Origin of the sequence: Bradyrhizobium sp. Ce-3, assembly GCF_022835695.1 — a bacterium.
Taxonomy (GTDB): Bacteria; Pseudomonadota; Alphaproteobacteria; order Rhizobiales; family Xanthobacteraceae; genus Bradyrhizobium.
This window is the reverse complement of the sequence record NZ_BQUV01000001.1, coordinates 33,824-47,482: the sequence shown is the minus strand read 5'-3', so window position 1 is coordinate 47,482 and position 13,659 is coordinate 33,824. Positions and strand designations below refer to the sequence as shown.

The window sequence follows — 13,659 nt, the reverse complement described above, 5'->3', positions numbered from 1 at the left end:
CGCTCGGCTTGTGGGGCCGGGTGCCGCCCGTTACGCTTCGCAAAAAACCGGGAGCGAAACGGCATGAAGCAGATCAGGATCGGCGATATCACGATCGATGCGGTGATCGAGCGCGAGGGGCCGTGGCGGCGGCCGCAGGATTTCTTCCCGACCTATAATGACGATGTGTTCAAGCATCATTTGAAGACGATGGAGCCCGAGGTCTTCGACGCCGCGCGCGGCATGATGGTGATCACCTACCAGACCTTCGTGGTGCGGACGCCGCGCTACACCATCCTGGTCGACACCTGCACCGGCGAGGACAAGGGCCACCCGCCGCCGTTCGACTTCCCGGGCAAGGAACGCTGGCGCAACGAGCTGTTCGCGCTCGGCATCTCCTATGAGCAGATCGACTACGTGTTCTGCACCCATCTGCATATCGACCACACCGGCTGGAACACCACGTTGCGCGACGGGCGCTGGGTACCGACCTTCCCGAACGCGAAATACGTGTTCCACAAGGGCGAGTATGCGGCCTGGGAGGCCGAGAACGCCAAGGGCGCCAATCCGCCCGGCACGGTGTTTCGCGACAATTGCCTGCCGATCGTCGAGGCCGGGCAGGCGCTGTTGGTCGACGACGACTATGCGCTCGACGACACCGTGACGCTGACGCCGACGCCGGGCCATTCGCCCTGCCATTGCTGCGTCAACATCTTCTCCAAGGGGCAGCGCGCGGTGGTCGCCGGCGACCTGATGCACCACGCGATCCAGTGCCGCGAGCCGGAATGGTCGGCCAAGCCCGATTGGGACCCGAAGCAATCGGCGGTCTCGCGGCGGAAATTCTTCGGCTCGGTCGCGGGGACCGACACGCTGATCCTGCCGATCCATTTCCCGAACCCGACGGTCGGCCTGATCACGGCGGACGGCGATCGCTTCGACTATCGCTTCAAGCGGGAGTAGGGCGCGGCAGCCGGCCGCGCGACGTCACCGCGCTGCGCGGGTCCGGCGCGGAACCTGGGTCAGGAACCGTTCCAGGTCGGCGCACAGGCGATGGGCGAGCTCCTCGTCGATCGCGAACGTCGCGACGGTGCCGGCGCAGTTGATTTCAATGGTCCCGCGCAATGGCACGGCGGAGGTGGTCGACACCTCGATGTCTATCGCTCTCTGCACGATCATGTCGTCGATCTTTCCTCACAAGCCGGTCTCCGCCAATCCTCACTTCATTTGGGAATGACGGGGCGTCCCTTTCGCCGTCTCTCTTCGATGAATCTCACGCCGATCTCGGCGCCGTCGACGCGCACCAGCTCGCAGCGGCGGAACGCCAGGCCCCCCGAGGACAACACCAGGAAGAACTCCTGGGCCTTCAGCACGTCGAGCGTGCCGTCGACCTCGAGCCGGGCGCCGCTCTGCGAGACGTCGAGCAGGATGCAGCTGCGCCGCCACGTGCCGTCGACGCCCATGAGATTGACTGGATGGCGCGTCTCGAGCTTGACGCGCTCCGCCCTGCGGTCACCATATGTCATTGCGCTACTCACATCGCCTGAGAGCGCTTTGCCGCCACCGTGGCCCGCGCCTCCGCATCGTCGATCGTGGCTGGCAGGTTTGCGGAGGCGCGGGCCGCGCCGGCATCGATGGCGGCGCGGATCGTGTCGCGAAGTTCGGGCCGCGCGATCTTGAGCAGCCGGGCTTGCTGGCGCGGCGTGGATCGCATCACGAGGTCGGCAAGGACGCGCTGAGGCAGGTCGCGGCGCGAGATCAACGCGTCGGCGATATCGCCGTCGCGCTCGGCGGCATCGACGATCATGGCAAGGCTGGGGCCGGTCATCTCCGCACCGGGATTGCGCGCGAGGACGCGAAGCACATTGCTGTCGCCGCGCATCAAAAGAATGTCCGCGAGCTCCGCGTTGACCTGCTTGCGCCCTGCGATCGCGCAGAGATGTCCCTCGGCCCGCATCCAGGCGATGTCGATCAGGTCGGCATCGGGAATGCTCTCGCATTTTTTCAGGATCGGCGCCGCGACGTCGGCGTCGTCATGGTTGGCCAGGCGGCGTGCGAGTTCGCGCGGCACCAGATGCAAGTCGGCGAGCGACCGGCTGAGCGTGGTCAGGGTCCGCAGCTCGACGCTCTCGGTCAGGCGAACCAGGATGCCGTCGAACATCTCGACATGGTGTGCGCTGAGGCGGTGAGCGTCTTCGAGAAACAGCCCCGCCACCTCCTGCAGCATGCGCGTGCGGAGGTCGGGTGAACCGGCTTTCAAGACGTGGTCGAGCTTGGCAATAAGGTCGGGCGAGGCAATGACTGTCATTGCGGTACCTAAAATGTTCCGCGACGAGGAACATCATTGTTCCCGCTGCCAATCTGCTCCCCGAATCTTTAATAGGGGTATAGAAAGTGATGGAGTGGGCCGGTTCGAGCGGTGGATATCCCGCCAAAGACTATCGAAATTCGGCAGCAGCGTTGTTTTGCCAGGTTGTCCGGTGCGGCGTGCGGACCGCAGTTTCCCTGATTGAATTTATTGGACGATTCGCATTTTGTGCATGGAAGTTGTTGATGAACCCGGCGCGCAAGGGGGAGCGCCGCGCGCGATTTTTCAAGAGCATTTCACAGGAGCAGTCATTTGACGGCGCCATTGCTGGTGCCGAGAGTCTTCCGTTTTGACGATGTCGATGCATTCCGGAGTTCGATCCGAAGTCTGGATGTTGATTTCACGCCGCTTGCGCGGAAGATTTCGGCCGAGCAGGTCATTCTGGGTTTGCCGGGATGCGAGCTCAACTACACGCAGTCCTTTCCGCGGATCGTCGACGCGCAGCTTGCGCCGCATACCACCGCGGTCGGCTTCACGATGGATGACGGCGTTCCGATGCGGTTCAACGGCGTCGAGCGCGATCGTGCGGTGATCGTGCTTGGCGGCGGCGGCGCGTTCTATACGTCCGTGGAGGAGACGCCCCGCCAATATGTCTCGGTGATGTTCACGCCCGAGATCGTCGACCGCGGCTGGCCGAACCCCGGCCTGCATTTCAGCATTCACGAGATTTCTCAACGCGCGCAGGATCGGCTGCGTGACGTGGTGAGGCAGGTTCTGCTCGTCACGTCGGATCAGGCGACGATCGCGGAGTTCGCCACCGGAGCGTCGATCAAGGAGACGCTGCTCGCGGCGATCGACCATGCGTTCGCCGAGATCGTGGCGGCCAAGTGGGCGACGCGGGCCAACACCACGCGCCAGTTCAAGGTCTTCAACGACGCCCGCGCCATTCTGGCCGGCGACGTGGCGCACCCGATCTACAGCGGCGAACTGGCCAGGCAGATCGGCGTGTCGGTGCGCACGCTGCACGATGCGATCCAGCGCTACCGGGGCGTCAGCCTGCATCGCTATCTGCGGCTGCGCCGGCTCTGGCTGGTGCGCCAGCAACTGCTCGCCGGTGCTCCCAGCGTCAAGGCCTGCGCGCTCGCCTATGGGTTCTGGCACCTCAGCGATTTTTCGCGGAGCTACCGGTCGCAGTTCGGGGAGGCGCCGTCCGAGACGCTGGCGGCTTCGCGCCGTCCGGGCGTCGCGCGCCCCGATCCATCCGCCGACAGAAACGATTCGTAACAATAGACCTGAACGGAATCTTAACGGCCGCCGGGGAATCTGTTGGTACGATTCCACCAGAGGCGGCCTGATGCATCCCCGGAGATTTGCGCGTGTTCGTCCGTCAGGATGCGTATCCAGTGTGGTCAAGCTGCAGCTCGAACCGAAGGCGCCGCTGATCGAATGCCGCCTGGTGGATTATTCCGCCGGCGGGGCCTGCCTGGAATTTGCCAAGCCGATCCAGCTGCCGGAACGCTTCGAGATGTTTCATGGCAATACGAGGAAGCGTGTCCGGCGGGTCTGGAGCAGGGGCGTCCGGGTCGGCGTCTCGTTCTGAGCGCGCGCCGCCGGTCAGGGGCGCGCTCCACCGGCCAATAGCCGTTCGGGCCGCGCCCTGCGCGACCCGATGGTTTGTCCCGACCGAAGTTACCCCGATGAGCGCTGAGAAAGCGCGGGCGAAGCGGCTCAGGCGCCGCTCTGGCACTTCTTCATGAACGAGGTTTTGGCCGCGCCGGCGAGCTTCTTGCCGTCGGAGCCCACCGCCTTGGTCTCGCAGCTATCCATCGTGCACTTCTTCATGAACGAGGTCTTGGCCGCGCCGGCCAGTGCCTTGCCATCCTTGCCGACCGCCTTCGTCTCGCAGGAGGCGTCCTGAGCAAATGCCGAACCGGCGGCAAAGGTCGCGATCACGGCCGCCAAGAAAATCCGCTTCATCTGGGTTCTCCCTAAACCAAACCAGTGGCCGGATTGGATATCGGATTCTTGGCCCGATCAAGTTCCCACGGCCGATTTTGTCTATAAAATGCCCGGATAGACGTGAGAAAATTCCGTGTGCAGCGCGGAACAAAACGGGGGAAATGCGGAATGGATTTCGAGACGCTGGTACAGACACGCAAAAGCGTGCGCGGGTTCAAGCAGCAGCCGGTGTCACGGGCGACCGTCGAGGAGATCATCGAGGTCGCCAAGCGCGCGCCGTCGTCGATGAACACCCAGCCCTGGCACGTCCACGTCCTGACCGGGGCGCCGCTGGAGGAAGTGCGCCGCCGCAACATGGAAGAGATGCTCGCCGGCGCCAAGGCCAAGCGCGATATCGTCAGCCATGGCGAATACCAGGGCGTGCACCGCGGCCGCCAGGTCGACATCGCCAAGAAGCTGTTCGGCGCGATGGGGATCGCCCGCGACGACAAGCCGATGCGGCAGGACTGGGTGCTGCGCGGCTTCCGCCAGTTCGATGCTCCGGTGTCGCTGGTCCTGACCTACGACCGCATCCTCGATCCCGGCGCGGTCTGTCATTTCGATCTCGGCGCGCTCTGCTACGGCATCGTGCTGGCGGCGTGGGATCGCGGCCTTGGCAGCGTCATCAACGGCCAGGGCATCATGCGTTCCGACATCGTGCGCGAGGTCGCCGATATCCCGGAAGACGAGGTGATCATGACCTGCGTCGCGATGGGCTATCCCGACGACGGCTTCGCCGCCAATGCGGTGCGCTCCGACCGCGAGGCCAACACCGACTTTGTCCGCTACGTCGGCTTTGCCGAGTAGCGCAGCATGATCCGAGCCGTGTCCACCCGCCAAAGCATCGGGGCGGTGGTCCTCGCCCTGGTCGTCTTCATCCTGGCCTTCGGCCCGGCGCGCGCGGAGGGCATCCGCCTCGATCCGCTCAAGATCCCGGTGCCGAATGCCGAAGCGGGAGGGCCGCCGATCGCGCTGCTCGACGCCATCGTGCTGCGGCCCGATGACGGCCAGCCGCATCCGCTGGTCCTGCTCAATCACGGTTCGCCGCGATCGGCGAGCGACCGTCCGTCGATGAGCCCCTACGGGATGTGGGCGCAGGCCACGGAGTTCGCCCGGCGCGGCTGGGTCGCGGTCGCCGTCCTGCGCCGCGGCTACGGCGCCTCGCAGGGCGGATGGGCCGAAGCCTACGGGCAATGAGTTCGGCAAATCCTCGCGCATCCCGCTGCTGTGGGTCTCCGCCGACAACGATCACTTCTTTGGTCCGAAACTCGTGGCGCGGTTGTCGGATGCATTTGTGAAAGCCGGCGGCAAGCTCTCGCTGGTTCGCACGCCTGCATTCGGCAGCGACGGTCACATGCTGTTCAACGAGAACGGAACAGCGATCTGGGCACCGATCGTCGACCGCTTCCTTGCGGCCAACAACCTCGTGCAGCGCGACCGTCTGCTCGACGCGCCGCCACGTCCGGCGCAACTGCGCACGCGCTGACCGCGCCGCGGGATATTGAATTCCGCATCATGAAACCCTCGCGCGACGGTGAGCGCGCGTGCGCGTTTCCGCTATTCCTGCCGACAAAAAATGCGCTACTGGTTTTGTGAAGCGAAACAGCACAGGCGAGGAATCTCCGATGAGCGATGATGAACAGACAGCCATGATCCGCGAGACCGTCGCGAGATTCGTCGATCGCGAACTCATCCCGCTCGAGCCGCAATATCTGAAATCGAAATTGCCCGGCAGCGACCATCCCGAGCTGACGCCGGAACAGCGCAAGCGGCTGCGCGACGTCTCGAAGGAGCTCGGCCTCTGGGGCCTCGATGCGCCTGAGGATCTCGGCGGCCACGATCTGCCGACGCGGACGATGGCGGCGGTGCACGAAGAGCTCGGCCGCAGCTGCGTGCCGTTCGTGTTGCCGCCGGACTCGCCGAACCTGCGCATGCTGCAGGCGGTCGGCACCGACGCGCAGAAGAAGAAATACCTGCAGCCCTATATCGAGGGCCGGATGGCATCGGCAATCGCGATCTCCGAGCCCGGCGCCGGCGGCGATCCCGCGGCCATGAAGACGCGCGCGGTGCTCGACGGCGAGCAATGGGTGCTGAACGGCCGCAAGATCTGGATCAGCAATGCGCGCGCCGCCGACTTCATCATCGTGATGGCGCGCGTCGGCAACGACCAGCGCCAGGGCGGCATCACCTCCTTCATCGTCGAGAAGGGCACGCCGGGCTTCATCATCGAGCGCGAGATTCCGATGGTCGGCGGCGGCTCGACCTACGAGATCGTGTTCGAGGACTGCCGCGTCCCGAAGGACTCGGTGCTGGGCGAGGTCGGCAAGGGCTACGCGCCGATGCAGCTGCGCCTGCGCACGCGCCGGCTCGAGATGGGATCGACCTGTGTCGGCATCACCAAGCGCGCGCTCGACATGATGTGCGAGCACGCCAAGCAGCGCGAGACCTTCGGCGTCAAGCTCGCCGAGCGCCAGGCGATCCAGTGGTGGATCGCCGACATCTCCACCCGCATGCATGCCTGCCGGCTCATGGTGCGCGAGGCCGCCGACAAGACCGACCGCGGCGAGGACATCCGCCACGAGGCCTCGATGATCAAGGTGTTCGCGACCGAGATGGCCTATAACGCCTGCGACCACGCCATGCAGACGCTCGGCGCGCTCGGCGTGACGCTGGAATTGCCGCTCAACGCGCTCTGGCAGAAGGCCCGCCTGATGCGGGTCTATGAAGGCCCGAGCGAGGTCCATCGCCAGGCGATCGCCCGCCGCGTGCTCGGCCTGCGCGGCGGTTAGACGGTTCGCGGCGGCCTAGGCCGTGATATCCACCACCACCTTGCCGGCCGCGGTCTTGTCCCGGATTGCGGCGTGCGCCTCGGCGATCGTCGCCAGCGTGAAATGACGCGGATCGAGGCGGGGCGCGACCTTGCCGTTTTCGACCAGCCGGGTCGCCTCGCGCAGGATCTTGCCGTGATGCGCGCGGCCTTCGCCAGTCAGCAACGGCAGCAGCGTGAACACGCCGGAATAGCTTGCGGCGCGAAACGACAGCGGCGCCAGCGCGTGCGTTCCCCAGCCGAGCGCGCTGACGACATGGCCGAAGCGGCGCACCGCGTTGAAGGAAGCGTCGAGCGTCGCGCCGCCGACGGTGTCGAACACGATGTCGAAGCCGCGGCCCTGCGTGTGGCGGGCGACATATTCTTCGACGGTCGTGCTGGTGTAGTCGATCGGCGTCGCACCGAGACGTTCGATGAGGGAAACGCTGTTCGCCGAGCCGGTCGCATAGACGTCGGCGCCGAAGGCTCGCGCAATCTGGATTGCGATATGGCCGACACCACCGGCTCCGCCATGGATCAGGACCTTCTGGCCGGTGGCGACATGCGCGCGATCGACCAGACCTTCCCACGCGGTGATGAAGATCAGCGGCAGCGCTGCGGCTTCGCGCATGGTGAGATTCGAAGGCTTCGGCGCCAGCAGGTCGGCATCCACGGCCGCATAGTCGGCGACCGAGCCCTGGAGCCCGCCGACGCCGCCGGTCATGCCATAGACCTCGTCACCTCTGCGGAAGCCTGTGACACCTGGGCCGACGGCCTCGACGACGCCGCTGAGATCGATCCCGAGGATCGCAGGCAACGGTTGCCGGGCATGCGCCGCCTGACCTGCCGCAATCTTGAGGTCGAGCGGGTTCACACCGCTGGCGGTGATGCGGACCAGCACCTGACCGGGTCCCGCCTGCGGCCGCGCAATGTCGGTCGGGCGAAAGGGCGTGTTGGGGGCGTCGAGTATCGCGGCGCGCATCGAAGATTGATCGGTCATGTCGAACTCCTTGGCTGCGCCCAATCTGGTGGAGTCAGAGTTGTTTGGAAACCAATGATATTGTAGCTTTTCCATTCATTATTGAATGGACCTGCTAATGGAATGGAGCGACCTCCGGGTCTTCCTTGCCGTAGCCCGGGAAGGGACCCTTGGTGCGGCGGCCCGCAAGCTCGGGCAGAGCCAGCCGACGATGGGGCGACGACTCCGTGAGCTCGAGCGCGCGCTCGGCCAGACGCTCTTTCAGCGCACCGCGGACGGCTTCGTGCTGACCGACGAAGGCGCCAGCGTGCTCGCGCATGCCGAACGCATGGAGGAGGAGGCCGATGCTCTCGCGCGCGAGGTCGTGGGACAGGATCGGCAGCTTGATGGTCTGTTACGGATTTCGTCGTCGGACTGGTTCGGCGCGCATCTCTTGACGCCGGTGCTCGCCGAATTCGCCAGGCTTCAGCCGCGCGTGGTGGTCGAACTGCTGACGGATGCGCGGCTGTACAGCCTGCCGCGCCGCGAGGCCGACATCGCATTCCGCATCACGCCGTTCGACGAGGCGGAGGTGATCTCGCGGCGGCTGATGCACATAGCATACGGAGTCTACGTGCGAGCCGACAGCTCGTTCGCGCCGAGGCCGGGTGACGGGCGCGGCACGCCGCTGATCACGATGGATACCGCCTTCGGCGGCATGCCCGATGCGGTCTGGCTGAAGAAGATGATGCCGAACGCCCACATTGTCTCCCGCAGCAACAATCGTGAGGTGCAAGCACGGATGTGTGCGGAAGGCGCCGGCATCGCTGTGTTGCCGCGTCCGCTGGCGGACTCAATGACCGGATTGCGCCTGATCGATCTCGGCACGCCCCCTCCGGGGCGAGACACCTTTGTCGGCTATCATCGCGATCTGAAGCGGCTTGTGCGCCTGCGTGCGCTGCTTGATCTCCTGATCGAGCGGCTCGCCAACTAGCTACGCCGCCCGCACGTCTGACAGGAAGCGGTTGACCTGGCCGGCGAGGTCCTTCGACTGGGTCGAGAGCTGCTCGGCCGCGCCCAGCACCTGGGTTGCCGCGGCGCCGGTATCGTCGGCGGCGCGCTGCACGCCGGAGATGTTGGAATTGACCTCCTGGGTGCCGCGCGCGGCTTCCTGGACGCTGCGCGAGATCTCCTTGGTCGCCGAGCCCTGTTCCTCGATCGCTGCCGCAATCGCGGTACCGATCTGGTCGATCTCGGTGATGACGTCGACGACGCTGCGGATCGCCGTCACGGTCTCGTCGCTCGCGGTCTGGATCGCGGTGATCTGCTCGGAAATCTCCGTGGTCGCCTTCGCGGTCTGACCGGCCAAGGACTTCACCTCCGAGGCGACGACGGCAAAGCCGCGACCGGCCTCGCCGGCGCGGGCCGCCTCGATGGTGGCGTTGAGCGCCAGCAAATTGGTCTGGGCCGCGATGCTCTGGATCAGCGTCACGACATCACCGATCTTCTGGGCGCCCTCGGCCAGCGAGCGCGCAGTGTCGCCGGTGCGCCGGGCGTGGTCGACGGCGCGCGCGGCGATCTCGGTCGAGGTCGCGACCTGACGGGCGATCTCGGCGATCGAGGAGGTCAGTTCCTCGGTCGCGCTGGCGACGGTCTGAACGTTGGTCGAGGTCTGATCGGAGGCGGCGGCAACGACCGCGGCCTGACGGTTGGTGGCAGTGGCGGTGGACGACATCGACTGCGCCGTGTCTTCCATCACCGAGGACGCCGCCGACAAGCCGCCGACCAGTTCGGTCACCTTGGCTTCGAAGGCGCGAGTCAGATCGTCGAGCACGCGGGCGCGGCGCATCTTGACGTCGTTCTCGGCTTCCTTCTCGGTCGCGAGGCGATCGGCTTCGATCTTGTTGTCCTTGAACACCTGGACGGCGGCGGCCATCGCGCCGATCTCGTCGTTGCGCGCGGCGCCCGGGATCGCCTCGGCCACTTCGCCCGCGGCGAGCCGCGACATCCGGCCGGTGAGGGCGGCGATCGGGCTGAGGATGCGGCGGCGGACCACGACGATGAGTCCGGCGCTGGCGGCAATGACCGCAAGCAGCCCGATCAGCGCGATCATGAAGCTGAGGCGCGCCGACGAATAGGCGCTCGCGAGGCCTTGCTCGGCATTCTCGTAGAACGCGTCGCGCACGGTGATGATGGCGGCAAGGCCGACCTGGGACTCCGGATAGTAGGTGTCGAGATCCTGCTCATACTTGCCGGTTACGGCGCCTTCCTTGGCGAATTTCAGCGCCTTGCCGAACCGCTCGACATAGTCGGCCTGCATCTTGCCGAGCGCGGTCATGACGTTGACAGGCGTTGCCGGGTTGTTGCGCAGCTCCTGCAAGGTCGAGAGGATCTGGTCGGTGCGGCCGGTCGAGCGATAGAGCTCCATCTTCTCCTGATCGGTCGCGACGCGCTTGGCGCCGACCAGCGCCTTGTGCAGGCTTGCATTGAGGCCGCCGATGTCGCGCAGCGTCCAGGCGACGTTGGCATAGCTGGCCTGGCGATAGGCATTGCCATCGAGGCCGGCGAGGCGGCGCACCTGCTCGTCGAGCAGCGTGGTGACCCCGGCGTTGAACACGGAATTGTCGGCAACGATCTTGCCGGCGGCCGCGCGACGCGCATCGGCCGGCCCGGCAATTGCGGCCGCAATGGCGTCGCGCAGCCCGCCAAACTTGGCCTTCAGCGCATCGATCTCGCGCGCGACGGCTTCGCCGTCGTCGAGCGATCCCGGCAGGGTCGCGCGCACCTGGTTGACCTTGGCGAGCGCGCCGTCGGTCAGCTGACGCTGACGGTCGAGCTCGGCGATCTGCTTCTGATCGATCGTGGGTCCGCCAAGCAGCAGGTTGGTGGCGTAGCCGCGCTCGGGGTTCATGTAGCGCGGGATGTCGCCGACGGCGCGGACGATCTCGAGCCGGCTCTGCGCAGTCGAGACCTTGTCCATGGTCTGGTACTTCGTCACCGCGACATAGGCTGCCAGGCCGCCGCCGACCGCGGACAGTGAGACGATCGCGGTCGTCAGGAGAGTACCGATTTTCATGGGATGCGCGCCATTCTTGACGGGAGAGGGAGAGGCCTCAACCGTACCGGGTGCGCATTAAGCTTGGGTTTACGATGCGGGAGCCCTGTGTAGACCGGCCTCGCATCCCGATCGTCGTCCCTGCTTTCGCCAGGACGACACCGGACGTGTGACGACGGTCAGTGCTCGTCGTCGGCGCCCTTGGTCGCGGCGCGGTGCTGGGTCGCGCCATTGGAGCCCGCTTCGTCGCAGGGAAGCTGGTTCCAGGTGCCATCGGCAGCCTGCTGATAGGCCTGGCAGTTCGTCGAATTGGTTGTGGCAGTGGATTTCTCGTCGGCCTTTTGCCGCTCGGCGCTCTTCGCCAGCGCCGGCGTGGCCACGGCGGCGATGGCTGCGAGCGAGCCTGCGAAAACCAGCTTTGCGATCTGCATGTCGGGTTCTCCCTCTCGAAGCAAATCCATATCCAGAAAACAAATCTGGCGATTTTGGGCCACGGCACCGCGCCTGCGACCAATTGCTTAGTGCCGGGAAAACAGGCCGGACCGCCGGTTAACATCTGCGTTCCCGGTCGCGGGACGACTGTTGCAGTGCCGTGCTAGGATCGCCCCATGACCCACCGCATTCTCGTTCTCTACGGCTCCTATCGTTCGGATCGCATGGGCATCCGGCTGGCCCACTTCGTCATCGACGGCTTTCGCGCGCGCGGCGACGACGTCGAGTTGATCGATGCCAGGGAGGTCGGTCTGCCGATGCTCGACCGGATGTACAAGGAGCATCCCAAGGGGCAGGCGCCGGCCGTGCTCGAGACGCTCGCCGGCAAGATCCGCGACGCCGACGGCTTCCTGTTCGTCACCGGCGAGTACAATTGGGGCATCCAGCCCGGCTTGAAGAACCTGACCGACCATTTCCTCGAGGAATGGTTCTGGCGCCCCGCGGCGATCGCAAGCTATTCGGCCGGGCGGTTCGCCGGTGCGCGCGCCGCGACCGCCTGGCACGGCACGCTGTCGGAGATGGGCATGGTGGTGGTGTCGAGCACGATCAGCGCGGGGCCGATCGCGCAGACCCTGTCGGCCGAAGGCAAGCCGATCGGCGAGGGCGGCAAGTCGCTCGAACGCGCCTTTCCACGTTTTGCCGACGATTTCAGCTGGTGGATCGAAGCCGCCAAGGCACAGCGCGCGCGCAAGGCGCCGCCTTACTGAGCGCAACCTTGCTGAGCGCAAATCGGCAAGTCCGGGAGTTTCGCGATCATGAACCTCTTCACATCGCCCTTCGATCCCGCACGCGAGACGGCTCTGGTGACCGGCGCCGGCAACGGCATCGGCCGCGCGATCGCGCAGGCGCTGGTCGGCGAGGGCGTCCGCACCGTGTTCGCCGATCTGCATGAGGACAGGGTTCTGGCTGCGATCAAGGCCGCGCCGCGTCCCGAACTCGCGGTCGCCTGGGTTGGCGATCTCGCGCAGCGCGAGGCGTGTGACGCCCTGCTGGCGCATGCGCAATCGACGCTCGGGCAGGTGACGCACTTCGTCCATAGCGCGTCGCCACCACGGCGCGAGGCCGATCACGCCATGGCGGTCGACGACGACACCTGGCGGCAGATGCACGCGGTCAATCTAGATGCCGGCTTTCATTTGTCGCGCGAACTGGCGCGCAGGCTGATTGCGGCGAAAGCACCGGGCTCGTTCCTGCTGCTCACCTCGCTGCATGCCGGCACGCCGCGCAACCTGCCGCACTACTCGACGGCGAAGGCCGGCATGGCGATGCTGGTGAAGGAGCTGGCCAAGAGCTGGGGCCGCTATGGCATCCGCGTCAATGCCCTGGTGCCCGGCGCGATCGCGGCCGGCGGCTTCGTCGCCGATCCCGCGCTGGCAAGGCACATCCCGCTTGGCCGACTTGGTCAAGCGGACGATCTTGCGCCGATGGCGCTCGCCGTGCTGTCGCACAAGCTCTCTGGCTACGTCACCGGCGCGTCGATCGTGGTCGACGGCGGGCTGTCGCTGACCAACTGGTTCGCGCCGCCGGAGCTCGATTGAGAATTGAAGGCTGTTACTTCGTCCTGATGTAGCCCGCGAGCCGCGTCTTCTGGTCCTGGCACCAGGTCGTCATGCTGCCGGCGCGGCGCTGGTCGAGGTCGGTGGTCTGGGTTGCGATCGCGACTTCGGTCATCAGGTCGTCGGCCTGCTTCTCGCCCATCTTGCCGCCGGTGTGCATGAAGGCGATCGCCTTGCGCACCTGCTCGGTGGTGCCGTCGGGCAGGTGCATGTCCTGCGCACGCGCAACGAGGTCCTGGTAGACGAGATCGGTGCCGGGGCACTCGACCTTGGCGGCATAGGCTTGCAGCACCATCGTGACATAGGCCGCGCGCGGATCGGCGTGGGCAGGGGTTGCTGCGACAATCAGGCCGCCGATCAGCAGAGCGTAACGCATCGAATTCCTCCCGGTGTTTTAGACATTTTGACGCAAGGCTAGCGTCCGCGGGAACCGACTGCAACCGTAAGGACACACTTGCTGAAGGAACCGATCAAACGGCCGTGTTCCAGCTGGGGCTGCCACGATTTCAG

General features: G+C 65.8%; 18 protein-coding genes. 10 read left to right on the top strand and 8 right to left on the bottom strand.

The features are described 5' to 3' along the window. Positions 1-63: 63 nt before the first annotated feature. Positions 64-939: an MBL fold metallo-hydrolase gene (locus BRSPCE3_RS00275; RefSeq protein ID WP_244063372.1), complete on the top strand. Its 876-nt coding sequence runs from the start codon at positions 64-66 to the stop codon at positions 937-939. 24 nt (positions 940-963) lie between these two features. Here the strand turns inward: BRSPCE3_RS00275 and BRSPCE3_RS00270 are convergent, their stop codons facing one another. Genes BRSPCE3_RS00270 through BRSPCE3_RS00260 form a run of 3 tightly spaced genes read right to left on the bottom strand, consistent with a single transcriptional unit; the run spans position 964 to position 2,284 of the window. Beyond that, positions 964-1,155 carry a hypothetical protein gene (locus BRSPCE3_RS00270; protein WP_244063370.1) on the bottom strand — a complete coding sequence of 64 codons (192 nt, stop codon included), beginning with the start codon at positions 1,153-1,155 and terminating at the stop codon, positions 964-966. A gap of 44 nt (positions 1,156-1,199) precedes the next feature. Continuing rightward, positions 1,200-1,502: a PilZ domain-containing protein gene (locus BRSPCE3_RS00265; RefSeq protein WP_244063368.1), complete on the bottom strand. Its 303-nt coding sequence runs from the start codon at positions 1,500-1,502 to the stop codon at positions 1,200-1,202. An 8-nt stretch (positions 1,503-1,510) separates the two neighbouring features. Then, entirely contained in the window at positions 1,511-2,284 is a 774-nt protein-coding gene (locus BRSPCE3_RS00260; RefSeq protein ID WP_244063366.1) for a DUF2336 domain-containing protein, read from the bottom strand. 312 nt (positions 2,285-2,596) lie between these two features. On the opposite strand from BRSPCE3_RS00260, the gene BRSPCE3_RS00255 reads away from it, so the two are divergent. Next, positions 2,597-3,568 carry an AraC family transcriptional regulator gene (locus tag BRSPCE3_RS00255; protein ID WP_244063364.1) on the top strand — a complete coding sequence of 324 codons (972 nt, stop codon included), beginning with the start codon at positions 2,597-2,599 and terminating at the stop codon, positions 3,566-3,568. A 70-nt stretch (positions 3,569-3,638) separates the two neighbouring features. Next, positions 3,639-3,884 (top strand): PilZ domain-containing protein, encoded by a 246-nt coding sequence (locus tag BRSPCE3_RS00250; RefSeq protein WP_244063361.1) that lies wholly within the window; start codon positions 3,639-3,641, stop codon positions 3,882-3,884. Positions 3,885-4,012: 128 nt separating this feature from the next. Here the strand turns inward: BRSPCE3_RS00250 and BRSPCE3_RS00245 are convergent, their stop codons facing one another. Continuing rightward, positions 4,013-4,261, bottom strand: a complete 249-nt coding sequence (locus BRSPCE3_RS00245; protein ID WP_244063359.1) for a hypothetical protein — start codon at positions 4,259-4,261, stop codon at positions 4,013-4,015. A 150-nt stretch (positions 4,262-4,411) separates the two neighbouring features. On the opposite strand from BRSPCE3_RS00245, the gene BRSPCE3_RS00240 reads away from it, so the two are divergent. The 4 genes from BRSPCE3_RS00240 (at position 4,412) to BRSPCE3_RS00225 (ending at position 7,071) form a co-directional block, all read left to right on the top strand. Further along, positions 4,412-5,089: a nitroreductase gene (locus tag BRSPCE3_RS00240; RefSeq protein WP_244063357.1), complete on the top strand. Its 678-nt coding sequence runs from the start codon at positions 4,412-4,414 to the stop codon at positions 5,087-5,089. A gap of 18 nt (positions 5,090-5,107) precedes the next feature. Continuing rightward, positions 5,108-5,479, top strand: a complete 372-nt coding sequence (locus tag BRSPCE3_RS00235; protein WP_244063356.1) for a S9 family peptidase — start codon at positions 5,108-5,110, stop codon at positions 5,477-5,479. An 82-nt stretch (positions 5,480-5,561) separates the two neighbouring features. Then, complete coding sequence (locus BRSPCE3_RS00230; RefSeq protein ID WP_244063354.1) at positions 5,562-5,768, top strand: hypothetical protein; 207 nt, start codon at positions 5,562-5,564, stop codon at positions 5,766-5,768. 139 nt (positions 5,769-5,907) lie between these two features. Further along, positions 5,908-7,071, top strand: coding sequence for an acyl-CoA dehydrogenase family protein (locus BRSPCE3_RS00225; RefSeq protein ID WP_244063352.1), 1,164 nt, complete (start codon positions 5,908-5,910; stop codon positions 7,069-7,071). A gap of 15 nt (positions 7,072-7,086) precedes the next feature. Here BRSPCE3_RS00225 and BRSPCE3_RS00220 read toward each other — a convergent pair whose 3' ends face one another. Continuing rightward, the gene (locus tag BRSPCE3_RS00220) at positions 7,087-8,088 is read right to left on the bottom strand and encodes a zinc-dependent alcohol dehydrogenase family protein (RefSeq protein ID WP_244063350.1); all 1,002 of its coding nucleotides are present in this window, start codon (positions 8,086-8,088) and stop codon (positions 7,087-7,089) included. Between the two features lie 97 nt (positions 8,089-8,185). On the opposite strand from BRSPCE3_RS00220, the gene BRSPCE3_RS00215 reads away from it, so the two are divergent. Next, positions 8,186-9,040 carry a LysR family transcriptional regulator gene (locus BRSPCE3_RS00215; protein WP_244063348.1) on the top strand — a complete coding sequence of 285 codons (855 nt, stop codon included), beginning with the start codon at positions 8,186-8,188 and terminating at the stop codon, positions 9,038-9,040. On the opposite strand, the gene BRSPCE3_RS00210 is transcribed toward BRSPCE3_RS00215, so the two are convergent. Both BRSPCE3_RS00210 and BRSPCE3_RS00205 read right to left on the bottom strand, forming a co-directional pair. Further along, a complete protein-coding gene (locus BRSPCE3_RS00210) occupies positions 9,041-11,122 on the bottom strand; it encodes a methyl-accepting chemotaxis protein (protein ID WP_244063345.1) in 2,082 nt (693 codons plus the stop codon). A gap of 158 nt (positions 11,123-11,280) precedes the next feature. Next, positions 11,281-11,532, bottom strand: a complete 252-nt coding sequence (locus BRSPCE3_RS00205; protein ID WP_244063343.1) for a hypothetical protein — start codon at positions 11,530-11,532, stop codon at positions 11,281-11,283. Positions 11,533-11,709: 177 nt separating this feature from the next. On the opposite strand from BRSPCE3_RS00205, the gene BRSPCE3_RS00200 reads away from it, so the two are divergent. Next, positions 11,710-12,300: an NADPH-dependent FMN reductase gene (locus tag BRSPCE3_RS00200; protein ID WP_244063341.1), complete on the top strand. Its 591-nt coding sequence runs from the start codon at positions 11,710-11,712 to the stop codon at positions 12,298-12,300. 48 nt (positions 12,301-12,348) lie between these two features. Then, the gene (locus BRSPCE3_RS00195; protein WP_244063340.1) at positions 12,349-13,131 is read left to right on the top strand and encodes an SDR family NAD(P)-dependent oxidoreductase; all 783 of its coding nucleotides are present in this window, start codon (positions 12,349-12,351) and stop codon (positions 13,129-13,131) included. Between the two features lie 13 nt (positions 13,132-13,144). Here the strand turns inward: BRSPCE3_RS00195 and BRSPCE3_RS00190 are convergent, their stop codons facing one another. Next, positions 13,145-13,525, bottom strand: coding sequence for a hypothetical protein (locus BRSPCE3_RS00190; protein WP_244063338.1), 381 nt, complete (start codon positions 13,523-13,525; stop codon positions 13,145-13,147). Positions 13,526-13,659: the final 134 nt, after the last annotated feature.